The 23,211-nt window shown below is 34.9% G+C and carries 27 protein-coding genes; 24 read left to right on the top strand and 3 right to left on the bottom strand.

What is annotated here, in order from left to right; translation table 11 throughout:
* Position 1: 1 nt before the first annotated feature.
* The 6 genes from MHB65_RS13105 to panF all read left to right on the top strand — a co-directional run bounded on the left by MHB65_RS13105 (position 2) and on the right by panF (position 5,708).
* On the top strand, positions 2 to 913 hold the full coding sequence (locus MHB65_RS13105) for an alpha/beta hydrolase (RefSeq protein WP_342440620.1): 912 nt from the start codon (positions 2 to 4) through the stop codon (positions 911 to 913).
* Positions 897 to 1,628 (top strand): 3-oxoacyl-ACP reductase FabG, encoded by a 732-nt coding sequence (gene fabG, locus MHB65_RS13100; RefSeq protein WP_342440619.1) that lies wholly within the window; start codon positions 897 to 899, stop codon positions 1,626 to 1,628. The genes MHB65_RS13105 and fabG overlap by 17 nt, the downstream gene beginning before the upstream one ends.
* Before the next feature lie 15 nt (positions 1,629 to 1,643).
* Entirely contained in the window at positions 1,644 to 3,119 is a 1,476-nt protein-coding gene (locus MHB65_RS13095) for an AMP-binding protein (RefSeq protein ID WP_342440618.1), read from the top strand.
* 63 nt (positions 3,120 to 3,182) lie between these two features.
* Positions 3,183 to 3,737: a short-chain dehydrogenase gene (locus tag MHB65_RS13090; RefSeq protein ID WP_342440617.1), complete on the top strand. Its 555-nt coding sequence runs from the start codon at positions 3,183 to 3,185 to the stop codon at positions 3,735 to 3,737.
* Positions 3,738 to 3,999: 262 nt separating this feature from the next.
* On the top strand, positions 4,000 to 4,263 hold the full coding sequence (locus MHB65_RS13085; protein WP_004227902.1) for a YhdT family protein: 264 nt from the start codon (positions 4,000 to 4,002) through the stop codon (positions 4,261 to 4,263).
* Positions 4,263 to 5,708: a sodium/pantothenate symporter gene (gene panF, locus MHB65_RS13080; protein ID WP_205443709.1), complete on the top strand. Its 1,446-nt coding sequence runs from the start codon at positions 4,263 to 4,265 to the stop codon at positions 5,706 to 5,708. Before MHB65_RS13085 ends, panF begins: the two co-directional genes overlap by 1 nt.
* 43 nt (positions 5,709 to 5,751) lie before the next feature.
* Here panF and MHB65_RS13075 read toward each other — a convergent pair whose 3' ends face one another.
* A complete protein-coding gene (locus MHB65_RS13075) occupies positions 5,752 to 6,522 on the bottom strand; it encodes a TSUP family transporter (RefSeq protein ID WP_342440616.1) in 771 nt (256 codons plus the stop codon).
* Between the two features lie 126 nt (positions 6,523 to 6,648).
* Between MHB65_RS13075 and MHB65_RS13070 the strand changes: the two genes are divergently transcribed.
* Positions 6,649 to 7,431 carry a helix-turn-helix domain-containing protein gene (locus tag MHB65_RS13070; RefSeq protein ID WP_342440615.1) on the top strand — a complete coding sequence of 261 codons (783 nt, stop codon included), beginning with the start codon at positions 6,649 to 6,651 and terminating at the stop codon, positions 7,429 to 7,431.
* 23 nt (positions 7,432 to 7,454) lie between these two features.
* On the top strand, positions 7,455 to 7,841 hold the full coding sequence (locus MHB65_RS13065) for a hypothetical protein (protein WP_342440614.1): 387 nt from the start codon (positions 7,455 to 7,457) through the stop codon (positions 7,839 to 7,841).
* A gap of 52 nt (positions 7,842 to 7,893) precedes the next feature.
* On the opposite strand, the gene MHB65_RS13060 is transcribed toward MHB65_RS13065, so the two are convergent.
* A complete protein-coding gene (locus MHB65_RS13060) occupies positions 7,894 to 8,265 on the bottom strand; it encodes a nucleotide excision repair endonuclease (protein WP_205447536.1) in 372 nt (123 codons plus the stop codon).
* Positions 8,266 to 8,625: 360 nt separating this feature from the next.
* Between MHB65_RS13060 and MHB65_RS13055 the strand changes: the two genes are divergently transcribed.
* Together MHB65_RS13055 and MHB65_RS13050 are read left to right on the top strand one after the other, a co-directional pair.
* The gene (locus MHB65_RS13055; RefSeq protein ID WP_342440613.1) at positions 8,626 to 9,537 is read left to right on the top strand and encodes a tyrosine-type recombinase/integrase; all 912 of its coding nucleotides are present in this window, start codon (positions 8,626 to 8,628) and stop codon (positions 9,535 to 9,537) included.
* A 700-nt stretch (positions 9,538 to 10,237) separates the two neighbouring features.
* Complete coding sequence (locus tag MHB65_RS13050) at positions 10,238 to 10,462, top strand: hypothetical protein (RefSeq protein ID WP_259950259.1); 225 nt, start codon at positions 10,238 to 10,240, stop codon at positions 10,460 to 10,462.
* Positions 10,463 to 10,665: 203 nt separating this feature from the next.
* On the opposite strand, the gene MHB65_RS13045 is transcribed toward MHB65_RS13050, so the two are convergent.
* Positions 10,666 to 11,007, bottom strand: a complete 342-nt coding sequence (locus MHB65_RS13045) for a helix-turn-helix transcriptional regulator (RefSeq protein ID WP_342440612.1) — start codon at positions 11,005 to 11,007, stop codon at positions 10,666 to 10,668.
* A 299-nt stretch (positions 11,008 to 11,306) separates the two neighbouring features.
* Between MHB65_RS13045 and MHB65_RS13040 the strand changes: the two genes are divergently transcribed.
* The 14 genes from MHB65_RS13040 to MHB65_RS12975 all read left to right on the top strand — a co-directional run bounded on the left by MHB65_RS13040 (position 11,307) and on the right by MHB65_RS12975 (position 23,146).
* On the top strand, positions 11,307 to 11,450 hold the full coding sequence (locus MHB65_RS13040; protein WP_342440611.1) for a hypothetical protein: 144 nt from the start codon (positions 11,307 to 11,309) through the stop codon (positions 11,448 to 11,450).
* A gap of 11 nt (positions 11,451 to 11,461) precedes the next feature.
* A complete protein-coding gene (locus MHB65_RS13035) occupies positions 11,462 to 11,701 on the top strand; it encodes a hypothetical protein (RefSeq protein ID WP_342440610.1) in 240 nt (79 codons plus the stop codon).
* Complete coding sequence (locus tag MHB65_RS13030) at positions 11,702 to 12,001, top strand: hypothetical protein (RefSeq protein WP_342440609.1); 300 nt, start codon at positions 11,702 to 11,704, stop codon at positions 11,999 to 12,001.
* Positions 12,002 to 12,778: 777 nt separating this feature from the next.
* Complete coding sequence (locus MHB65_RS13025) at positions 12,779 to 13,876, top strand: hypothetical protein (protein WP_259950253.1); 1,098 nt, start codon at positions 12,779 to 12,781, stop codon at positions 13,874 to 13,876.
* Positions 13,877 to 14,187: 311 nt separating this feature from the next.
* Positions 14,188 to 14,592, top strand: coding sequence for a hypothetical protein (locus MHB65_RS13020; protein WP_259950252.1), 405 nt, complete (start codon positions 14,188 to 14,190; stop codon positions 14,590 to 14,592).
* A 120-nt stretch (positions 14,593 to 14,712) separates the two neighbouring features.
* The gene (locus MHB65_RS13015; protein WP_342440608.1) at positions 14,713 to 15,579 is read left to right on the top strand and encodes a DUF5309 family protein; all 867 of its coding nucleotides are present in this window, start codon (positions 14,713 to 14,715) and stop codon (positions 15,577 to 15,579) included.
* A gap of 301 nt (positions 15,580 to 15,880) precedes the next feature.
* Positions 15,881 to 16,072 carry a DUF5659 domain-containing protein gene (locus MHB65_RS13010; protein WP_259950250.1) on the top strand — a complete coding sequence of 64 codons (192 nt, stop codon included), beginning with the start codon at positions 15,881 to 15,883 and terminating at the stop codon, positions 16,070 to 16,072.
* A gap of 388 nt (positions 16,073 to 16,460) precedes the next feature.
* Positions 16,461 to 17,831, top strand: a complete 1,371-nt coding sequence (locus MHB65_RS13005; RefSeq protein WP_259950248.1) for a hypothetical protein — start codon at positions 16,461 to 16,463, stop codon at positions 17,829 to 17,831.
* 187 nt (positions 17,832 to 18,018) lie between these two features.
* A complete protein-coding gene (locus MHB65_RS13000; RefSeq protein ID WP_342440607.1) occupies positions 18,019 to 18,399 on the top strand; it encodes a hypothetical protein in 381 nt (126 codons plus the stop codon).
* 1 nt (position 18,400) lies between these two features.
* On the top strand, positions 18,401 to 19,987 hold the full coding sequence (locus tag MHB65_RS12995) for a terminase family protein (protein ID WP_342440606.1): 1,587 nt from the start codon (positions 18,401 to 18,403) through the stop codon (positions 19,985 to 19,987).
* A gap of 31 nt (positions 19,988 to 20,018) precedes the next feature.
* Positions 20,019 to 20,204 carry a hypothetical protein gene (locus MHB65_RS12990; RefSeq protein WP_342440605.1) on the top strand — a complete coding sequence of 62 codons (186 nt, stop codon included), beginning with the start codon at positions 20,019 to 20,021 and terminating at the stop codon, positions 20,202 to 20,204.
* Positions 20,205 to 20,323: 119 nt separating this feature from the next.
* Positions 20,324 to 21,646 carry a phage portal protein gene (locus MHB65_RS12985; protein ID WP_342440604.1) on the top strand — a complete coding sequence of 441 codons (1,323 nt, stop codon included), beginning with the start codon at positions 20,324 to 20,326 and terminating at the stop codon, positions 21,644 to 21,646.
* A gap of 547 nt (positions 21,647 to 22,193) precedes the next feature.
* The gene (locus MHB65_RS12980) at positions 22,194 to 22,532 is read left to right on the top strand and encodes a hypothetical protein (protein WP_342440603.1); all 339 of its coding nucleotides are present in this window, start codon (positions 22,194 to 22,196) and stop codon (positions 22,530 to 22,532) included.
* Positions 22,533 to 22,543: 11 nt separating this feature from the next.
* Positions 22,544 to 23,146 (top strand): hypothetical protein, encoded by a 603-nt coding sequence (locus tag MHB65_RS12975; RefSeq protein ID WP_342440602.1) that lies wholly within the window; start codon positions 22,544 to 22,546, stop codon positions 23,144 to 23,146.
* Positions 23,147 to 23,211 lie beyond the last annotated feature (65 nt).

Raw genomic sequence — 23,211 nt, 5'->3', positions numbered from 1 at the left:
CATGGTAAAAAAGATTCAACTAGCAAATGGGGAAACGATGGCTTATCGCACGCGCTTAGGTGGAGGTCATCCTTTAGTGTTGGTACATGGCAATATGACATCTTCGAAGCATTGGGATATTCTGATGGATGCTTTAGACGAGAAATACACCATTTACGCGCTAGATTTACGTGGTTTTGGTGAATCGTCCTATCATAAGCCCATTACTGCTATTAAAGATTTTAGTGATGATGTCAAGCTTTTTGTGGATGCCATGCAATTGCAAAGCTTTGATATGGTTGGCTGGTCAACAGGTGGAGCCGTCTGTATGCAGTTTGCGGCGGATTATCCAGGTCACTGTCAACGAATGATTTTACTGGCTTCTGCTTCTACACGTGGCTATCCATTTTACACGGATTTGGGAACAGGCAATCCAGCCACCTTTAAGCGAGCCTATCATTATGAAGAGGTACTCGTGGATACATCGAAAACAAAGCTGATTCAAGGCTTCTATGAGTCAAAAAATGCTGAAGGCTTACAGTCTATATGGAATGCGTTAATTTATACGCATCAGCAACCAGAGGCTGAAAAATATCAAGAATATGTGGAGGATATGCTTACACAGCGGAATTTAGCAGAAGTATATCATGCTCTCAATACATTTAATATAAGTGCTGTTGACAACGAGGTGGCAAAAGGATCACAGGATGCCCTATTGCTCCATATCCCAATTTTAGTGCTACGAGGGGATCGAGATTTAGTGATTACAGAAGAAATGAATGCTGAATTGCTACATGATTTAGGCAAAACAGCACAGTTTGTAAGCTTAAAAAATTGTGGACATTCACCTTTGATTGATGATTTAGCACAATTAACAGCTGAAATTGAAGCCTTTTTAGAAATTGGAGGAAGACAGTATGCGTTTAAACAATAAAGTGGCAATCATTACAGGTGCTGCAAATGGCATCGGCTATGCGGCTGCAGAACGTTTTATCGAAGAAGGAGCATGGGTATTTATCGCTGATTTTGATGACAAGGCAGGCATTTTAGCAGCGCAACAACTTGGGGAAAATGCAGTGTTTATACAAGTAGATGTCGCAAGTAGAGAGAGCGTTAAACAATTGGTGACATCAGTGATTGAACAGGCAGGCCGCATTGATATTTTAGTAAATAATGCGGGAATTACAAGAGATGCCATGTTGACAAAGATGACGGAGGACCAATTTCAGCAGGTGTTAGATGTCAATTTGACAGGGGTCTTTCATTGTACACAGGAGGTCATTCCCTATATGGTGGCAGCTGGTGGAGGCAAGATTATTAATACATCCTCAGTTAGTGGGGTTTATGGCAATGTTGGTCAAACCAATTATGCAGCGACAAAAGCCGCGATTGTAGGTATGACAAAAACATGGGCGAAGGAATTAGGGCGTAAGGGAATTAATGTCAATGCAGTGGCACCTGGCTTTACTGAAACAGATATGGTCAAAAAAATGCCCGAAAATGTTTTGGCTCAAATGCGCTCAATCGTCCCCCTACAACGCTTAGGGACGCCAAGAGATATTGCCAATGCTTATTTGTTTCTAGCATCTGATGAGGCCTCCTACGTCCATGGGCATACTCTTCATGTGGATGGCGCGATTATGATGTGATAGGGGGTAGTCAAGATGTTTGTTGAGCAAGAATGGATTTTAAAACGTGCTGCATTAACGCCTCATCACATCGCCTTGATTAATTTAGCGTCAGAGGAACAATGGACCTACCAGCAATTATCCGAGGAAATCGGCAAATGGAGTCAATTTTTCGAGCGTCAGCAGCTACAAAAAGGAAGTAGAGTCGCTGTTTTTGCGAAAAATCATATCCAATTGTTTGCTGTTTTATTTGCCTGTGGGCTACGTGGGCTCATTTATGTGCCGTTAAATTGGCGCTTAAGCAAGGAGGAGCTAACACAAATTTTGGAGGATGCGACCCCTGCTATCCTATTATACGAAGAGGATAGTCATTGTCCTTTAGTTTTAGAAAAGATGTTTTCACTTCATGTGAGCCAACATGAGAAGGAGATACAACCAAGTAGGCAAGACGTGGCTGTGGATGATCCGTGGCTAATGATTTATACAGGAGGTACGACAGGTCGTCCAAAGGGGGTTGTGCTATCCTTTCAGTCGGTCAATTGGAATGCCATGAATACGATCATTAGCTGGGGTTTACATGCTCAAGATCGCACATTAAATTATATGCCAATGTTTCATACTGGTGGCTTGAATGCTTTATGTATTCCCTTACTTATGGCGGGAGGAACCGTCATTATTGGCGATAAGTTTGATGCAGAAGAGGCACTACAAGTAACGAACCGATATCAAACGACCATTTCCCTTTTTGTGCCAACGATGTATCAAGCGATGATTGCGACGAAGTATTTTCAGGAAAATCAATTTCCTTCGATGAAGGTATTTTTATCTGGTGGTGCTCCATGCCCTCATCCTATATACGATGCCTTTCATAATAAGGGATTATTTTTTAAAGAAGGATATGGCTTAACAGAAGCAGGGCCAAATAATTTTTACATTGCCCGGGAGCATGCCTATGCGAAAAAAGGCGCTGTCGGGAAAAGCATGCAATTCAATGAAGCTAAAATTGTTAATTTTGCGGGACAAAGCTGTGCACCCCGTGAAGTAGGAGAGCTATTGGTAAGAGGGAAGCATATGTTTCGCTTTTACTGGAATAACAAACAAGAAACCGCTAATATCCTCCAAGACGGCTGGCTGAAAACAGGAGATTTAGCCATGATGGATGAGGATGGCGATTTTTATATTGTAGGGCGTCGAAAAGAAATGATTATCTCGGGTGGTGAAAATATCTATCCTCAGGAAGTAGAGCAATGTATACTACGGCATCCAGATGTGCGGGAGGTAGCTGTGATTGGTGTAGGTGATGACTATTGGGGTGAGATCGTGACAGCTTTTATTGTCTGTCCTCACCAAGTAGCTTCCATACTAGATGATCTTAACGAGCTATGTCATCAACAATTAGGACGTTATAAGATTCCCAAACAAATGATTTTCATAGACGAATTACCAAAAACAAGCGTTGGTAAAATCGATAAAAAGGCATTGTATAGGCTTGTCGACTCATCTACCTGTTAAGTATGATGATGAGCAGGAAGACACGTTCATCTTGCGAAATAGAAACGAGAGAGGGACACATAAATGGCCCACGCATTAGTGATTGGTGGAACAGGGATGTTAGCTGACATATCTCTTTGGTTAGTGAATAAAGACTATCATGTGTCAATAATTGGACGTAGTGCCCATCGAATGGAAGACTTGCGAAATAGAACAACCAAACCTTCTCTTCTAACGTCGATTTTAGTTGATTATTGTGATATCACCTTATTAAAAGAGAAACTAGAAGAAACGATCGCACATAATGGACCCATTGAATTGGTCATTGCGTGGATTCATTCCTATGCTGACACGACACTAGAGAACATATCCAGTGTAATTTCCAATTGGAATAGCGGAAAATGGAAACTGTTTCATGTGTTGGGGAGTAAGGTAAATTTAAGTGAAGTCCAAGAGAAATTGAAGCTGCTTGATCGTACGCAATACAGGCAAATCCAGTTAGGTTTTATGATGGAAAAAGGTCATTCGAGATGGCTTACGCATGAAGAAATATCGCAAGGTGTCGTTGCTGCTATTCAACATGATCTGCCTGTTCATATCGTTGGCACGCTACAATCTTGGGAAAAGCGACCGCTATAACTACCTAACCTTCGTCTAACTAGATGGACGAAGGTTTTTACTTATGTCCATTATCAGTTTTTTTAGCGAAATTCGGATGTCTACATAATGGTGAGGGATATTTAGGTTTGTGTGAAAAACATCAGAATCAACCGTCTTTTTTACATCTTAAATTTTTCTTAGTATAACAAAATCATTTCTATATAACTCATCCTTATTTAATCACATCTCTTCCCATCAGACCGACATATCAGTAAAATAGAGTAGGTTAGGGGGATTACATGTGAAAGATCAACGCTTTAAAATAGCGCATCGAGAGGCGCTTATCGGGATTGGACTCGTCCTTGTCAACTTTGCGATTTGGTTTGGCTTTGCCTATGGACTAGGCTCAGGGGACCCAAGAAATTATACGTATGTCTTTGGTTTTCCAGCTTGGTTTTTCTATAGCTGTATCGCAGGGACAGGCTTTATGATCCTTCTTATCTGGATTGTGATGAAACTCTTTTTCAAAGAGGTACCATTTGATGATGAGGAGGTGGATCGCTAATGCATTGGCAAGTTGTATTTCCATTGCTATTATTTTTAATTATTATATTTGGAATTGGTATTTGGGCCAATAAGCATGTCCGCTCTTCTAATTCATTCCTACAGGAGTATTTCCTTGGTGGTCGCGAAATGGGTGGTTTTATCCTTGCGATGACGATGATCGCTACATACGGCAGTGCGAGTAGTTTTATCGGAGGACCGGGTGTGGCCTATACAAAAGGACTTGGGTGGGTATTACTGGCAATGGCTCAGCTACCTGCAGGTTATTTTGTGCTGATGATTTTAGGGAAAAAATTCGCCATTATCGCTCGTCGTTACCAGGCCATTACGTTAATCGACTTTTTACGAGAGCGCTACAAAAGCCATGTCATTGTCATTTTGTCAGCCATTAGTATCATTGTCTTTTTATTTTCGGCTATGATGGCCCAATGGGTTGGGGGTGCACGCTTAATTGAGTCTTTAACTGGCTTAAGCTACACAGCGGCACTGTTTATTTTTGCGATTTCCGTGTTAGTGTATGTCATTATCGGTGGTTTCCGAGCAGTAGCGTTAACCGATACGGTCCAAGGTTCAATTATGGTGATTGGTACGATTATTTTATTAATCGGAACCATTGTGGCAGGTGGAGGCATCGACAATATAATGGCCTCACTGGTCGCTGAAAATCCTGACTTTGTGTCACCATTTGGCGCACAAGGAGACTTAACGCCTTTGTATGTCTCGACATTTTGGATTCTCATCGGTGTAGGGGTTGTAGGACTTCCGCAAATTGCCGTTCGTGCGATGAGCTACAAGGATTCAAAAAGTATGCATCAAGCGATCATTATTGGCACGATTGCCATAGGGACAATCATGTTTGGCATGCATTTAATTGGTGTGTTAGCCCGACCTGTCTTACCTGGCATTGAGATTGGTGATAAGGTAATGCCACTTCTGACATTAAAAGTACTACCGCCATTTTTAGCAGGAATCGTCTTAGCTGCACCAATGGCCGCTACAATGTCAACGGTTAATGCTTTACTAATGCTTGTCAGCTCCACGGTTGTCAAAGATATTTATTTAAATTACATGAAGCCGAAAGCTAGTGATGCAGAGATTAAACGGGCAAGCTTTATTGTGACAACGGTCATTGGCTTAGCGGTTGTCATCTTTGCACTCAATCCACCTGATTTATTAGTGTGGTTGAACTTATTTGCCTTCGGTGGGCTAGAGGCTGTCTTTATTTGGACAGTAGTTTTAGGATTATATTGGAAAAAAGCGAATAAATACGGAGCGATTGCATCGATGATTTCAGGCATGTTGTTGTACATTATGATTGATCGATTCTACCCTTCTGTATTTGGTATGCATACAGTCACAATACCAATCGTCGCATCCTTCATTATTTTTGTGCTTGTCAGTTTGACGACTAGTCATAAATTTAAAAACGAAAAACTTATGATCTAACTCAAAAACGCCACAGATATGAAATTCTGTGGCGTTTATTGTTTTAATGCATCATAAAATCATAGGCATTTTTTGCAAGTAGTGTCATCGTGACTACAATAAAAAGCGTGCGGACAAAGCCGCTTCCTTTCCTGATCGCCATGCGCGAGCCAAGCATAGCCCCACCAATTTGCGCAATGCCCATTACTAAACCATAGACATAATGAATTTGACCTAAGTAAGCAAACATACAAACGCCGGCCACATTACTCGCCAAATTTAAAAACTTCGCATTACCAGCCGCCTTTAAAAAATCAAAGCCTACCAGTAGGAAGCTAAAAATTAAAAAGGAGCCTGTTCCAGGACCAAGAAATCCATCATAAAAACCAATAGCAAATAATAACAGCATAAATAAAAATAAATGCGTTTTAGATAGTTTTTTTACAGTAGCGACAGCGCCCCAATCCTTTTTAAAGATCGTATATATCCCAACAGCCGCCAGCATAACAAGCATTAAGGGCTTTAGTAATGCTGGGTTGATTAGATGTACAGTCCATGCACCACCTAAAGATCCAATAAATGCTAGAGGAAAATATTTGAGGACAGAGCGAATGTCCAGCTGGCCAGAACGGTAGAAGGAAATCGAGGATGTGAGCGAGCCCATTGCTCCTGCTAGTTTATTCGTTGCAACAGCTGCGGCTGGATTTAGGCCAACAAACAGTAAAGCAGGTAATGAAATTAAACCGCCTCCTCCCACTACTGAGTCGACAAAAGCCGCCAGAAATCCAAATGAAATTAACAGTATAAGAATATGTACATCGACTTCAAAAAACATATTACACCTCTTTTAAATTAGTTACTACTGAAATAGTAACTAATTTTATTTGCGCTGTAAACCCTCATTTTTTCATTGGCAAATCTTCACAAAAGTAGCCTATAATAAAGATAATGGAGGGATTACATGGAGGAATTAATCGCCCAGTTGAAAGAAATGGGTTTTACAGAATATGAAGCAAAGGCCTATACGGCACTTGTTCAGCAAAGTCATGTCAGTGCCTATCAGGTTAGTAAAAATTCTGGCATACCACGTGCAAGAGTGTATGATATTTTAAATATTCTTGTAGATAAGGGCATTGTGTTAAAAGAAGAGACCGCAGAACAAACAACCTATGCGGCAATGCCAGTGTCTGTGTTTTTACAGCAAATGCAACAACGCTGGGAGTCAAATTTTACATCTATGCGAGGGAAATTAGAGAAACTAGAGGAAAAAGTGCAAGAAGCGGAGCCTAAAGTGGTCATGCTAAAGGGCAAGGAATCCATCATTAACTATTGTCAGTCACTTCTAAAGAAAGCGAAGAAAAAGGTGATGCTGTCAATGTGGGAGGATATGTATGATGCGCTACGAGAAGAGTTGCAAGAGGTGGCCCAGCATGTTCCTGTCCATGGCATTACCTTGTATGTGGGGGAGCATTTAGCCTCGATTGACCAGCATAGAGCCACACACTATACAAAAAAACCGTCTACACCGCATTGGTTTATCTTATCGATAGATGGTCAGGAAATGATTTATGGTCACTCTCCATCCACGCAAGAGACGGCTTTTATCACCAATGATCCTGTCCATATTTATTTATTAGAGGATTATATTTGGCATGATGTGCTCATCAATCGTCTGGTAAAACGGGATGATCAGGAGTTAGAAGACTGGATTGCTAAGGAGCGAAAAGCTTTCTTCTTGGAATAGTCGTATAAGGGAAGGGGAGTAACGTGAAAAAGATCGTGTTGCTAGGTTTAATGAGTTTACTAATGTTAGGAGCATGTAACGCTACACCAGCTGCTGATCCACTAGCGATTCATGAGCTAACTGTTGTCCCCGACAATATCCAAAAAAATATTGTTTCTAATGACAGAATACAACTATTGCATGAAAATAATGCTTCATATTACCTCGTCTATTATTCAAAGGGGAATGTGTTGGCAAGTATTACGGCTGAGGGAAATAGGCTTATCATCCAGCTAGAAGAAGGCAGCGAGCAAAGGAAAGAGGCTCAGCCCTATGTTTTTCAAATCAACGTCAAGAATCCTGAGCTTGATACCATTGATTTGCGAATAAATGGCCAGAGTACACCAATCAATCGCATGACCATAATGTGAAAAAAGAAACCGAAATCCCTCTAGATGAGATTTCGGTTTCTTTGCATGATGTCTAATAAAAGACTTTGTCTACATTGTATTTAGAGCGGAAAGTATTAATCGCATATGTTTCGTAAATTTCACGTTCCATTGGATCTTCTACTTCATAGACTTCAATTTTGAACACTTCATCACGATGGTTTTTCATCGGAGATACATTGTCCTCGAAATGTTTTTTTATACGTTGACGAATTTTACGTGCTTTCCCAACAAACAATAGCTCATTCTTGTCATTATAGAATAAGAAAATGCCGCCTTTATCACGTGTGATTTTATGGAAGTCAATAAAACCGAAGTAAGGTGTGATTTCCACATCACCTGGTTTTAAATCTTGTTCACGTTGACGGATTACTAGATCTGGTTTTGGAAATTCAATTTTAATCAAACTATTCACGTTCCTCTCTCTTACTAAAAGTATATGGTAACATAATTACGGCATGTTTACCATAAATTTTAAATGTAGAAACACCACATATAGCAAGCTTAGTGTACATCAAATGAGCAAGGAACATGCACATGAATCACAAAATATTCTATGAATTATTGATATTCTAACTAGTTCATGTTACAATTCAAGATAATTAAATAATCTTATCAAGAGAAGCCCAATAAAAACTTTTAAAATTTCGGTAATGACATGGGTTCAGCACACTTGTTAAGATGTGGAGTAAAATACATTATATTTGTTATCAATAATACACTTCTTATTGTCTATTAATTTAGATGAAAAGGGGTGTATTTTTTTATGCTTTTAAAGTTTGCGTTCGATGATTTTATTGCTGATAGACGATTTAATAATACAACTGAATCAAATATCAAAAGTTATAAATACATGATTAAACCTTTCATTGACTATTGCATTGAAGAAGGGGCAGTTAATGTTGAGGACGTAACAAGAAGTCATTTCAAGAATTATTTAATAATGGCACAGAAACAAAATAGGAAACCCAATACAATCAACACTATTATTTTGCGTGGTAAAGCGTTCTTTAATTATTGCGTTGAAGAGGGGTATATCACTGAAAATATTGCGAAGAAGATAAAAACTCAAAAAGTAGATTTGAAGATTGATACTTTTACGGATCAACAAATTAATCAAATGTTAGCGTATTATCGTTCTCAACGAAAGAGACATCAATCATATAGTAGTTACCGCAACTATCTAATTATTTTAGTATTACTTGGTACTGGGATTAGAAGAAAAGAATTGATTATGTTGAAGTGGGATGATGTGGATTTTACAAATCAAACATTTCAAGTACATGGAAAAAGCAGAAAATACGAAACAGTATTTTTAACAGATAAATTGACTAGAGAGTTACTAGCATTCAAGACGTTTTCATCTAATTTTTTAAAAAATGAAAGTGAGTATGTATTTGTTACTAATAAAAATGAAGCATTCACAATTAATACGATTGATTATGTGTTCCGTGAATTAAAAGAGAAGATGAATTTTAAGGATACTAGAGTTTCGCCACACACTTTTAGGCACACTTTTTGTAGAAATCTTGTCCAATCAAATGTAAACAGTTTTACCATAATGAAATTAATGCGCCATGAAAATATAGTAACGACACAACGTTATGTAAATTTATGGGGCAGTCACTTGAAAAAGGAGAATGATAAGCACAATCCGTTAAATAATTTTGATTTTTAAGCATTAGAAAAGGGAGGATGCGCTAACATCTTCCCTTAACTAAATATTACTACACTAAAATGCTTGGCAGCGATAGTGTATTACTGGGGTTCATTATATCGAAAAAAATTCGATGATGCAACTCTTATTAAGTAATGCCTTTTTAGTGAAGTACGTCTTGGTTGCCCACTAACAGGACGTTAAACAAAACTGGTCAGGTTTGTCGTACCATTGCACAAAAACGACTAGGATACTGCAAAACTCTTTTCTTGTTCAGAGTGTGTCCGAAATAGTGAGAGCGACTATTAACGGCTAGGGGGATTACAGGCATGTTACGGCATGGGTAATCACATTCACGCTAATCTAATTGCAATAGCACATACAGGACTGTAAATGTATGCGAATGTGACAGATGAAAATCTGCTACGGAACAAGACGATTAGAAACCTCAGACACGACATGACGGTGTAATTGGTAGTTACTTATTATCTTTTACTCTATTTTGAGTATTAGATAGTAGGTAACTACTTTGCGAATATTTCCTAGAGCATCAGCCATTCTGGTGTAATGGGGTTTCGATTGTCAAGCACGTTATTTAATAAATTCTAATTGATCTGAGGTCGTATTTCACGAGGTCATTATTATTGTATAAATAAATTACAGTTAAATTTTGTTGAATTAGTATATGTTTGTCATAATGAATAATGAGGAGGTGATTGAAATGTTAGGATTTTTAAAAAGAAATTTATACATTATTGATTTAAGTTTATCGGATGGACGTAAGGTGCAAACTTTAGTTAAGGCATATAGTATTCACGGAGCATCAGGGAAAATGGCTGATACATTTAATATCCATAGTTTTGTGACTACTGATATGGAAATTGTTCCTCGTGCACAAGTAACTTCATTTTCTTTACCAAGATTAAAAGAAGATGAGAGTAAATAAAACTAAGAGTTGATTTATAGAATTGATTAATTCAATCTATGAGTTGACTCTTTTTATTGTTATTAGATTCATAGGGATTAAATATAGAAGAGTTTTATAGTAACTATATAAATTATAAGAAGATTATTTATAACGTCTTAAATCAATTGGAATCAATTAAAAACTGGCTATTATATGTTAATCAAGTCAATTTACATACATGGTCATTTTTTAGATAAACTTTTAGCTAATTGTAGAGTATTATTCAGTGCTGCTATTAAAAACTCTTTTTCTCTCTCGTTTAATCCGTTGATAATCTCTTGTAATTTGTTATCAAGATCGCTTTCAGTAGTGTTTAAATCTAAATACCTTTGATCTGATCTACCAAGTAGAAAGTCGGTTGAAACATGGAAGTAATCTGCTATTGCTTCTAATTTATCTATCCCGGGAATTGAGCTACCCCACTTTCTGATTTGTCCATTGGAAATTCCTGTTTTTCTCTCTAATTCAGCAATTGTTATCTTTTTTTCTTTACAAAGTGTTCTTATTCTTTCAACTAAACTCATTAATATCAACCTTTCTAGAGCTTATATAAGAATATCAAATAAATTAATTAAGTAGATTGACAATTAGTTTATTTGATATTATACTGTGTTCATAAGCTATTTTTTTAGCTAAAAAAGAGTATAAAAAAGACAACCTATAATACATTTAATTCGTTGGGGAACGGGTAAAGTGTAAATTTCACAGGCTTTTTTAAAGTCTTATTTAGCTATGTATAAATAGTATCATATAAGCTATTTTGTGTAAATGTATATTATCTAAAAAGCTAATCATTTAACTAAGCAATAAGGGAGGCGATAACGTGAACATAGCAATCGCAATCATACGATATTTTAATTATTTAGAGTGTCCAGATGATGAGATCAATATAACAGACTATTGGCTTCAATTTTTACTATTGTTTGTAGAAATACTAGCTATCATAATTATTATCACAACAATCTAAGGGAGGTTTAAATGTCTCAAGCCTTATCACAGTTAACAGACTTGCAATATAAATTTTTAGTCCAAATCAACGCATATCATCAGACAATCTCTAATAATCGTGGAGATGAATACAGATTAACTTGCATTGTTGACTTGATTATAAACAAAGCTACTCAATCAATCGTAGTGACCTTTAAAAATAATGAAGTATTTAGTTACAACCGTTACGGTACAATTCATAAAATAAAGCACAAAAAGGGAGAAATTTAAATGACAAACAATAACAACTATTGTGAAATGAAAGTAGCATTTGTTGCAAATGATATTGACCCTGCTGAACTAATGGTCTACTTTAACAACTTTTTAAAAGACCACACTAATTTAGAGAGCAGATCAGGACGCAAACATCCGATTGAAATTGTGGAATCTTATTTCACAAAGATTGCTCAATGCGATCCAGAGACAGGCGTTGAACGTGATTTTTTAGATGATAGAGGTAATTTAATATTAGATGAGAATGAGATACAGGAGGCAATTGACAAAGGTTTAATAGGAGAATCGTGTAAATAAAAAGAACTATAACAAATTGTAATAGTTAAGAATGACTTTTTTTCCTCACCGTCTACCAAACGAAAGAAGAATAGTCGCAAGTAAGTCGGAGGGGATTTATTCCCCTTCCCTATTGATAGTATAGTATCACGATCCATTACTTTATGCAATGTAAAGGTGGTAGGGCTAACTCAGACATAATTTCTGAGTTGTAGGTAATCCGATATTTTCGGACTACCCAATTTCGTTGTTCCACTCAGGAACCTACATGTAAATTAAAAAAGGAGGGCTTAATTTCACCCTCCCATTTATCATAATTTTTACTCTGCCTCCAATTACACCCATCATGGGTAATTAGCTTTAAAGTATTAAGTGACTTAGGTGTTATTTGAACCATCGTTTTCTAGTGTTGCTCTCAGCCACACGTTGATTTTGTTTTGGTTTTTAAAATTGGAAAGCAAAGTGGTAGTGGTGGACAAAAACCCCTGCCTTTAATATGGCGCACTATAAATTAAGCTATTAGTCTTTTTTTAATAGATGATAGTAGATAGTCTAACATCTAGTGAAAATTAAAAAAACAACGACAAATAACCTTGCATTCAATGGCAAGGATGTGATAAATTATAAATATCACCAAAACGAAAGGAGCTGAGAGATAGATTAATATGTATAAGATTTGCTGCTGAAGCAAGTATAGCATGGATAGAAACGGGTGTAAATAGATTTCGGTAAAATAATGTAGATTATATGCCCTTATATCCGTCAAGTAAAAAAATGAAAATAATTGGAGGAAATTGAATGGTTAAAAATTTAAAGGAAGCATTACAAGCGTACAGACAAGCAAGCACGAAAGAGGAAAAGGAGGATGTACTATATCACGTTTACGACACAAAAATTATAGAGGAGATGAATGCTTATGACAAAGAGCCAGATAAAATTGTTCAATTAAGATTTAAGATTAAGTCAATGAACAAGGTACATAACTATATCAATAAGCTATATAGCGGTATCCATCGTAGAGATTTAGATTCTTATGTTTTAGTAGCTGTATGGAAAATTTTTGATGAGCGTGAAATTGATTTTAGCCTTACAGATAGACAAATTGAGGTTTGGTTTTTTAAAGCATTAAGCGGGCTAATAAACAATCAAATTAAAGCAGAACGGGAAAAGCAAAAGTTAAATGTTCCCGAACATATTGTATACAAAGAAAATAACAATGGAGATGCTAGTCTATACGATCAAGTAGCATTAAGGAAATATAATGATGAGCATATCCAATCTTCATATGATTTATTTGTTGAAGCGATTGGTGGATATGAAGAAATTCTTTCAAAACCTCAATTAGTGCCATTCACTTTAAAGAGGGCTGGATTTACTGAACAAGCAATAGCTGATAAATTAGGATGCAGTCAACAAAACATAAATAATTTATTAAAGGCAGCAAACAAAAGAATCCGTGAAAAATACATAGATTATAAATTAACGCAGATAGCACATAAGTCACCAAATACCATAACAATAATTGAAAATCACATACATAATTATAACAACATTATCCATTGCGGTGATATTGATAAGTTTGACTTTTTTAAATATACATATAAGTTTTTACAAGAAAATTATAAATTTTATAACGAACATAATGATAAATCGTACACAGTAATGGATGTAATATTTGATAATTTACGCAAACAAGAGCATGACTTATTTAAGGATGTAGTTGCTAGTTTTACCAGTGACAAAATTACCTTTACAAGCCGTCAAAAGGATAGAGTAGTAAATATAGTCAATCGCATACTTAATCAATACATAAAAGATACATATAAAGCAGCAGGTAATATTGCAAGACATGTCACACATAATAATTTAATTGTTGAAAAGTTATACAAGATGTAAAAGATGTTTAATTTTAGGTTGTAATTAAACTGATATATTAGTGAGATATATTTTATGTTGTCATTAGCTAATTTTTTCTCCTTATGTTGAGAGCAGGGTTGTCCACATAGCCTTGTTCTCACTTTTTTTTAGCATATTAGCAAATATTTAACCTAGGTTAATTGATTGCAATTGATTTAAGGGTGTTTAACAGTTAGATGACAAATACTATTAGATTGATATTTAAACGTCTATATTAATACGCTATGTATCTAAAAATGGATGCTAGTGTAATTTTAATATAAAAAATTAAAGTAAAGGAGAATGTAAGAATGGAAGAACAAACAGAGGTAACAGTAGAGGAGCAGCAAGTAGATCAGACTACTAATGATAGTCAATCTACAGAAGAATCAGAACAATCACAAGTAGATAATACTCAGGCTTTACTTGAGCAATTTGAACAACAGAAAGCAGAGCTACGATCATTGCAAATTGACAATGCGCTAAGGGATAAAGGTTTAACTCCTTTTAAGTCAATTTTTGATGTATTTGCTAAACAAGATGTGACAGTAGGTGAACAAGTCACAGCAATTGAACAGGCAGTTAATGTAATTTTAATGGAAAAAGCATACCAACCTAAAGAGGTAGCTAAACAACAAGCTTATGAGCAAGCTATTAACGATGGTGATGTTAATTCAGCAATTAAATTTAAACTATCAAAGTTTTTCGGTAAGTAACGGACAAAAATGTCCATAACTTAACCACAAAAATTGTTGTCATTAAAAGTAGTAACACTCCCCAAAATTGGGAAATCAAATACATAAAAAACTATAAAAACAGAAAGTAGGAATTTATTTATGATCACAAGTCAAAACGGATTTACAGCAACAGAAAGTATTTCGCTAAGCAAGGAATTAGCATTATTGGGGGTACAAGATTGTCCTCTGTCCTCTTTATTGCTTTCAAAAGGTGTCGAAGCAGCAATGTCAACTGTCTACACATGGAAGGAAAAATCACTTGCTACAGATGGTGAAACAGATGCTATCGAAGGTGCTGATACAGTTACGTTCCAACAGTCAGATAAGCGTGAATTAAGCAATATCCTACAAATTTTTAAACGTGCAGTATCAGTAAGTGGAACAGCAGAAGCAATGCAATCAACTAAATTTAATGAAGAGATTGCTGATCGTCTTTTAGAGTTAAAAATGAAACTAGAAACTGTATTGATTAATGGTCTTAAAAAAGATGGCTCTAAAACACCATTTATCCGTCAGATGAGTGGCTTAATTGAGATGGCAGATAATACTAATGCTAAATCTAATTCAGACGTAGAAGCGCTTATTAAAGATGGTATGCGTACTTTATGGAATAACAAATTAACAGGTGGTACATATTATGCTTTTGTTAATGCAGATGTAAAAGAAACGATTGACGGTATCTACAAGGACAAATATTCCTATCAGCATAAAGAGACTAATTTCGGCTTATTAGTAGAAACAATCAATACAAACTATGGTGTAGTCAATGTTGTATTAAGTCGTGATATTCCAGCGAATAAAATTGTTTTATTTAATGACTCATACGTAAATATGGCAGCGCTACGTCCTGTAACGTTTACACCATTAGCAAAAACAGGTGATAGTACAAAAGGTCATGTTGTAGGTGAGTATACTCTAAAAGTAGGTAGTCCTAAAGCAGTTGCTGTATTAACAGTTACAGAATAATTAATACATAACAAGGGTAGAGGGTTCGTAACATTATTACGAGCCTTTTAACTCTACTTTTTTATCAAATATTTAACAAGGAAGGTGTGCTAAATGTAATGACGAAGGATGAATTATATCTATTAAGACGAAAGAAAAAAATATTACTTAAAGATATATCAAATCATATCGGTGTTAGTATTGCTGCCTTGAGCAGATATGAAAATAACATACTTAAACTAAACACAAATAAAGAAGATCAATACAGAAATTACATAATCAATAACTAAGTGATAAAACTACACGTAGGAGAATAATAGATATGGAAAACAACTATAAACAACCTTACTTTTACTGCTACAACAAGCAGTTATATTGCTTTTTAAAATTGAAAGGTCTCCACTATATTGTCAAAGCACGAACACTTGATAATAGTGGTCAAATATTTTGCTTATATGAGCAGACAGATAAATTATCACAAGCAATTTTTGAATATAAAAGTTTAAAGGGATAAGATCGCAAAGGGGTGAAAGACAGGCTACACATTTTTTTACAAAAAATATTCCGCTTGCAATCACACCCCTTTCCCAATCCCCTGATTGCACTTTATTTTTATTCAACTTCGAAAATTTAGGTTTCGCTACACTGACAGTTGTCAAATAAAAACAGTATTATTCGTATGCAAAAGAAAAAAGATTATCAGATTGGCAGCGTCTTTTGCTGACAAGATGAAAGGAGGGAATTAGAGTGGTTTTTGCTCTAATGGACGACTATCCCTTGATCTTGATTACAAGTAACAATGGAAAAAATATAAACTAAAAAAATACCCCCTATTTAAGTGTATATAAGTATTTATATATACAGTCAATTCGGGGGTAAATTTTATATTGGAGGAAAACGTATTGAAAGAAGTTAAACTAACAGAATTAGAATTAATCAAATTAACGATGAGCTATGGTTTCAATGGTAGTGAATTGAATAATCCTCACTTTATTGAAAAAGGATTCTTAAAAAATAATGGTTCATATCAATCATTCACTAAAAAAATTGATGCCATTTGTGAAAGTTGGGAGAAACTACGAAAGAAAAAAGGTGAGCCAACATTTTACCTAATTCGTGGATTAAAAGAGAAGGCAGATAAAACAGTAGATAATCGAAAATTTAATGGCTACGATGATCGGGATTATTTAATCAGTAAGCACGTATTTAATCGTCTAGTTGAAATGGATGATTCATCTGTAAAATCGGCTTATGAATGGTCTATTGATTGCAATGCTTTTAATCCTGTACAAATAAGTAAAGAAATGATACGTATACAATTTCATGACTTATATATGGATGAGGATAGCGAACATGTTTATAACGGATTTCAGCGTTATATTAAGAATAATAATCGTAGTATGATTGATAAGGCTTTTAAATATCTTGAGCATGAGAATCTAATCAAGGTAACTAATCACTATTCAGCCGTTAAATTAGACAATCAGAGTGTTGAGATTGATAAGAATACATATGATACATTCACATTCAATAAAACGGTTATTTTAAAGAAATATGACGTATCAGCTTATGTATATAAATACTTAATCAACAATGAAAAGTATACTGAAATGTTCGAGGAATTAGAGCAGCTGTATGATGAGATGAAGATGAAATTAGTTTATGTTTCACATTCCGTAGAAATTTTGAATACTAACATCTTTCATGAGATTGAAACAGAGGATTTCTATAATGCTTACTACAGCCGTTTAATTGAAAAGGTGAACAAGCTAGAATCTAAATCAATCAATGCATATGCAAACTTATATAGTAGCTTTAAATCATATAGCTTATTGTCTACGCTTAGTATTGTGATTGAAGATAATAAACGGCTTAATCAGTTAATCGAGAGTAAACGTCCTGACTATTTTGCAGTTTATTTAATCCTCAATGATCGTTATCAAAAAGGTATTAAGATGAGCGATAGATTTTATCAAGAATTAGATGAAATGGAATTAATGCTGTCGGGCACAGCGATTTCCAAAAAGGAAACGCAAGATGAGGGCGTACCGAAAAGTACAGTGGAGAAGGCTCGTAATATTGTTCCGACCCCTTTAACAATTGACGATACTATTGAGCCATATACATATATTCCGGTTGATAATTTTACATATGAAAAAGATACACCTAAAGAAACTATACATAACAATAAAGAATTAGCTAATGCAGTTGATATGATTAAACTAGCATTTAGTAAACCGATGAGCCAGACAATTGCGGTTGGTTCATTTTAATTCAGTCGTAACTGAAATGGTGACGACCTTATACGAACATTAGTCGTAGTATGAGGAGAGACCTGACTGTAACATTATTACTATCAGGTGCAAACTCACCTTATCCGCTATGCCTGAGTGGCAGAACGAAATTGGGTAGTCCGAAAATATCGGATTACCTTTTTTTAATTGAAGGAGGAAATAAAATATGAATATATATGAAGCATTAAATACAGTATCGTGGAAGAAGAAAGAATATTTTCTTTGGAAGCATAATTTGTCAGTCCTGCGTGAAATACCCCTGACTGAAGAAGAAATATGCAATAAAATCAAAAGTAAAAGTTTATCTTACATGAAGAAGTGGGAGAAAACCGAGGAATATCACAATTTAGTGAATATCATGATTGAATCACAGGCAGGTAAAGACCTAGAGGATATTTACTTGATTGTAAAGGATAAAGCTTTAACAGGTGATGAAAAGTCGATAAAATTACTATTAGACCTTCAGAAGCAAGTACAGGCATATAACAAGCAAGTAAACAAAGGGAAGCATTCCAATAATACATATGATGATTTGGAGTTAGATTAAGATGGATGCAAAGATAAAAAAAGTTTTTGATAGTTTCCCATTGTTTGCGAAAAATTTTATATACATAACAGATAATAACAATGATATCGTCAAATTTGACTTAAACGATGCTCAATTAGAAATTGAAGAATTAATGCTGCGGAACAGATTTATTATTGTAGGTAAAGCAAGGCAATCTGGTATTTCTACATTCACATTAGGTCGTGCATTATGGAGAGCATTAACCAAAGAAAATGAAAATATATTAATCGTTTCATATAAATTAGATAGTGCAAAGGCTTTATTCGAGAAGTTGAAACAGATGAACGATTACATACCTAGAGATAGGTATCCTGACTTGTTCGCAAAGGTTAAAAGGGACAATCGAGATGAACTTGTATTCTCAAACGGCTCTAAAATTAAATCTGTAACAGCAGGTAATAAAGATGTAGGGCGTGGATCAACTTATACTTATATCCATTTATCTGAATTTGCCTTTTATGGCAATCAAGAAAAGCAATTATTGAGCGTAGAACAGTCACTTGCAAAAGGTAGTGAGAGTCAATTAACAATTGAAACAACGTCTAATGGTACAGGAAATCATTTCTATCGTCTATACATGCAAGCCATGAAGAATAAATCTAAGTATGTTGCCTATTTTGTACCTTTCTATCACAAATTATACGCTAAACAATTTGCACATGATTATATGGAAGCTGTTGAATGGTATAAGGCTAATAATAATGGTGAAAAGTTAACTGAAAATGACTTAGATGAGGAAGAACAAGCATTACATAAGTTAGGTGCTACACTTACTCAATTGACATGGCGAAGATGGAAGATGTTAGACCTTGATTCAGAGAGTGACTTTTATCAGGAGTATCCTTCCAATCCATTAGAATCATTTATTTCGACAGGTAATAGTGTATTCAATCAAACTAAGGTATTACAACGTTTATCTTATGCAAAAGAGCAAATTGATAAAAATGAAGTACGCTCAAACTTACCTGAGACGATTCGACAATGGGCAAGTAAGGGAATTGTATTGTTCGATTACCCTAAAGTGGGCAAAAAATATTACTTTGGAGTAGATACAGCCAGTGGATCAGGTGGAAATAATGACTCATCTACAATTGTAGGCTTTGATGATGATGGACAGCAAGTATTAACATTTGAATCAAATAAAATAGCAGTTTATGAATTTGCGGAGTTGATTAACGAGTTAGGGCGTTGGTATAACTACGCTTTTTTAGTTGTTGAGAGAAATAGTTATGGTTTACCTGTAATTGAACGGCTACGTAAAGAATGTGGATATGAAAATATGTATAAGCAAAAAATGTTTGATGAGAGAGGTAAGAAGAAACTTCAACTAGGTTGGACTACTACTCAATCAAATAAAGCAATTTTCATTTCTGACTTTAAAGAGCAATTTGAGAAGGGCTTAATCAATATTGAATGTAAGCAACTTTTACAGCAGATGCAAATGTTCATTGAGAACAGTGGGAAATTAGGGAATAAGCGAGGGAATACAGAAAAGAATCATGATGATTTAGTTATTGCTGCCGCATTAAGTGTTGTTGGCATGAGGGCTAATAAATGGTATATTTAACATAATTTAATTAAGGAGAGGAAGATATAATATGACAAAAATTAAATTAGTTCAAGAATTGGGATATGTATTAGACATTGAGAATGCAACAAATGTTGTATTAGAGAAGTTACAAAACGAAGGACATACGATTATTGATGTTAAAAGCAACATAGTACCAACAGGAGCATTATATCGAGGTACAGTAACGATTACATATAATGAATCAAAAAAATGAAACATAGTATTGAATTAAAATTTTAGAGTCACATTCCTACTTTTGGGAGTGTGGCTTTTTATTATGGAAAAACTCGGTCACTCTGTGTGACCACAATTAATATAAGGAGATGATTAATTTTGAATCTTGAGCAATATATAAATGCAAAATATAAAGGTAAGAGTACATGGTTTGTTGATGAAGCTACATCGTATGAGAATCAGAGCCGTATATTAAATGTAAGTCAAATTAAGGACTATTTGAACGGTGAACATGATATTTTGAAGCGTCCTAATTATAAATATAACGGTGAAACAGTAGAGCCAAGACGTATTGTAATTCAGTTGGCAAAGACAATACTAAATTTTAAAGCACAATATTTACTTAAAAATCCTGTCAATTTGATAGGTGATGAGTCAATGGTCAAAGAGTTTAATAAGGTGAATAAGTTAGGTCGCTTTGATGATGTAAATGTACAAATTCTATTACAGCTACTTAAGTTTGGTGAAGTATCAGAGTATTTATATATTGATGGTAACGGTAGAATTAAATCTAAATTGATTTCTGCTGATAATGGTATCCCAGTGTATAACAACTATAACGAGATGATCGCCTTTATAGAGCATTATACCTTTGATGGAATCACTTATTATAACTTATATACAGATGTTAGTGTGCAGGAATGGTCTAATGAAGGTGGAAAGATTACTAAGGTTGGGGAGAGTCCATCTTTGGGCGGTCTACCTATTCATTATAAAACTTTACATGAATTAAGTGATCGTATTGGTAAATCAGAATTAGATGATTATCAAAACATTCTAGATAACATGGAAGATGTGTTGAGCAAGTATATTGATAGCATGTATAAGTTTATAAATCCTATTCCAGTTGTAACAGGTCAACAACTTACTAATGCCTCTATTCCGTCTGAAATTGTTGGAGCAGGATTAACATTGGATGATGGTAGTGACTTCAAACTTGTAAATGGATCATTAGATAGTAAGTCATTTGATTTAGTTTATAAGACGCTTACTCAAACGCTCCTTGATGTCTCTAGTACACCTGCAGTCAGTATGAATAAGACGGATATTAGTAACTTGTCAGAGGTCAGTATAAAACTTTTATTCTCATTAGCGGATACACAAGCAGGGGTAAACGAAACTTATCTCAGAGAAGGTTTCTATCAACGATGGGAAAAGGTGCAGTGTTTATTGAAATATAAAGGTATTGCAGTATCAGATGATGAGATGGTGTCACTTGAGTTTAATTTCCAATACAATACTCCAAGCAATCATAAGGAAATCCTAGATAATATGAAAACTCAATTCGATATGAACGCTATTTCATTGGAGACGATTATTGAACAGTCACCATACGTTAATGACAAGATGAGAGAGATGAGTCGTTTAAAAGGTGTAGAGTATGATGTACATAATAGTAATGATACAGTTGGTACAGTTTAGTTATAAATGAATAATACGTATTGATATAGAAGTGTAGTATGTAGAAGTGAGGAATGGTAGTGTGCGAGTTGTTATGAAATGTAGTAGTGTCAAGGGAATATACTTTGAAGTGTATATGCTACATTTTGCACACGCTGTTATATGAAAAATACACGTACACGTACACATCAGTCCTCGCTTGAATATAAAAAAACAATGATTAACCTTGAAATATAGTTGAATAAAAAAATATCACTTACTTTTCGTAACCTTTTTATTTAATTGTAGATTATGTTAAGAAGGGAATAATACGATTCATATTTATTCACTGTTATACAATAAAGGTAACAACTATATCACCATCAAATCTAACTATTGAGAAGTTGAATAAATGCAGTAGTACCAATGGTTTGTGGTGATAAAATTAGTTTTAGTTTACATAAGATAGATTATGGGCAGTTATTGATATATCAACGTTTGTGGGGTGTTTATATATGAGTCGTACAAATTGATTATTTATGCAGTATAAAACAGTGTATAAAATGTTGAATAATGAAAGGATGAGAGCATGAATATTACAAACTTACAGCGATTAAAGATGGACATAAATGGTATTGAATTAGATGATACACAACTTACCGTATACCTTGCAGAAAACGGACTACAAGCGACTGCACAATATAATACAGATGATACGTCTAACTTGAAAGGTATCTATGCTACTGCTCTATCAGTGTTAGAAGGACTGGCTAACAACCCTACAATGATGAAGGCTATTAAACTTGATGATATGACGGTCAGTGAGTTCAGTGACAACATAATGAAACGTATAGACCAACTAGACAATAAGATTAGACAGATTAAAGTAAGCAATAATAGTAGCAGCACATTCCTTTTATACAATTGAGAGGTGATTAAATGGAATTATTTGATGATAAATTAATTCAACATACGATAAAAGCTATCCAATCACCATACCAATTTAATATGTATGAGAAAAATCCATTTACGATCAATGCCGTAATTAGTAACGCTACATTTTCACCTAACTCTACGTTTCATATTCATTCATTAGACGTTTTTAATTGCGGGGACTATACAACTATCAATAATCCTAACAACGTCTATATGGTTACGTCAGACGTTTTAACAATGCGTGGTGGTAAATACAAGGCAACGTTAGAGTATTGCAACTATTTGATTGTCGAGTGGAAAACAGAAAAAGTTTTAATCGGCAAAGATGCTTTAGGTAGACCCGTTTACGAAGAACAACAAGTAAAAGTTGGGGAGATACCATGTATTTTACGATACAAAGACATGACGTATACAACCAATGATAGCATTAATCTAACTAAACCTATTTATCAAATTATAGTTAGAGACACTGACGCAAGCCGTAAAAATTTTAAATTGAATGAAAATCCTTATGGTGATGTGACAATTTATGACACAACTTATCGTATTATTGACGTAGATTACAGTAAAAAGGGAATTATCAATATAAGATTAGAAAAACGTTGACAAATGCACGATACCCCAAACTTTTTATTTCGCTTGCTACCTTATCATATTTCACACGCCCATAA

Origin of the sequence: Lysinibacillus sp. FSL K6-0075 (assembly GCF_038592945.1) — a bacterium.
GTDB lineage: Bacteria > Bacillota > Bacilli > Bacillales_A > Planococcaceae > Lysinibacillus > Lysinibacillus fusiformis_F.
This window is presented reverse-complemented; position numbering and strand designations above follow the sequence as displayed.

Bases quoted from the DNA above. Each gene is read 5' to 3' on its own strand.
- MHB65_RS13105 (WP_342440620.1), top strand. From the start codon at position 2: ATGGTAAAAAAGATTCAACTAGCAAATGGGGAAACGATGGCTTATCGC.
- fabG (WP_342440619.1), top strand. From the start codon at position 897: ATGCGTTTAAACAATAAAGTGGCAATCATTACAGGTGCTGCAAATGGC.
- MHB65_RS13095 (WP_342440618.1), top strand. From the start codon at position 1,644: ATGTTTGTTGAGCAAGAATGGATTTTAAAACGTGCTGCATTAACGCCT.
- MHB65_RS13090 (WP_342440617.1), top strand. From the start codon at position 3,183: ATGGCCCACGCATTAGTGATTGGTGGAACAGGGATGTTAGCTGACATA.
- panF (WP_205443709.1), top strand. From the start codon at position 4,263: ATGCATTGGCAAGTTGTATTTCCATTGCTATTATTTTTAATTATTATA.
- MHB65_RS13075 (WP_342440616.1), bottom strand. From the start codon at position 6,522: ATGTTTTTTGAAGTCGATGTACATATTCTTATACTGTTAATTTCATTT.
- MHB65_RS13070 (WP_342440615.1), top strand. From the start codon at position 6,649: ATGGAGGAATTAATCGCCCAGTTGAAAGAAATGGGTTTTACAGAATAT.
- MHB65_RS13055 (WP_342440613.1), top strand. From the start codon at position 8,626: ATGCTTTTAAAGTTTGCGTTCGATGATTTTATTGCTGATAGACGATTT.
- MHB65_RS13050 (WP_259950259.1), top strand. From the start codon at position 10,238: ATGTTAGGATTTTTAAAAAGAAATTTATACATTATTGATTTAAGTTTA.
- MHB65_RS13045 (WP_342440612.1), bottom strand. From the start codon at position 11,007: ATGAGTTTAGTTGAAAGAATAAGAACACTTTGTAAAGAAAAAAAGATA.
- MHB65_RS13035 (WP_342440610.1), top strand. From the start codon at position 11,462: ATGTCTCAAGCCTTATCACAGTTAACAGACTTGCAATATAAATTTTTA.
- MHB65_RS13030 (WP_342440609.1), top strand. From the start codon at position 11,702: ATGACAAACAATAACAACTATTGTGAAATGAAAGTAGCATTTGTTGCA.
- MHB65_RS13025 (WP_259950253.1), top strand. From the start codon at position 12,779: ATGGTTAAAAATTTAAAGGAAGCATTACAAGCGTACAGACAAGCAAGC.
- MHB65_RS13020 (WP_259950252.1), top strand. From the start codon at position 14,188: ATGGAAGAACAAACAGAGGTAACAGTAGAGGAGCAGCAAGTAGATCAG.
- MHB65_RS13015 (WP_342440608.1), top strand. From the start codon at position 14,713: ATGATCACAAGTCAAAACGGATTTACAGCAACAGAAAGTATTTCGCTA.
- MHB65_RS13010 (WP_259950250.1), top strand. From the start codon at position 15,881: ATGGAAAACAACTATAAACAACCTTACTTTTACTGCTACAACAAGCAG.
- MHB65_RS13000 (WP_342440607.1), top strand. From the start codon at position 18,019: ATGAATATATATGAAGCATTAAATACAGTATCGTGGAAGAAGAAAGAA.
- MHB65_RS12995 (WP_342440606.1), top strand. From the start codon at position 18,401: ATGGATGCAAAGATAAAAAAAGTTTTTGATAGTTTCCCATTGTTTGCG.
- MHB65_RS12990 (WP_342440605.1), top strand. From the start codon at position 20,019: ATGACAAAAATTAAATTAGTTCAAGAATTGGGATATGTATTAGACATT.
- MHB65_RS12980 (WP_342440603.1), top strand. From the start codon at position 22,194: ATGAATATTACAAACTTACAGCGATTAAAGATGGACATAAATGGTATT.
- MHB65_RS12975 (WP_342440602.1), top strand. From the start codon at position 22,544: ATGGAATTATTTGATGATAAATTAATTCAACATACGATAAAAGCTATC.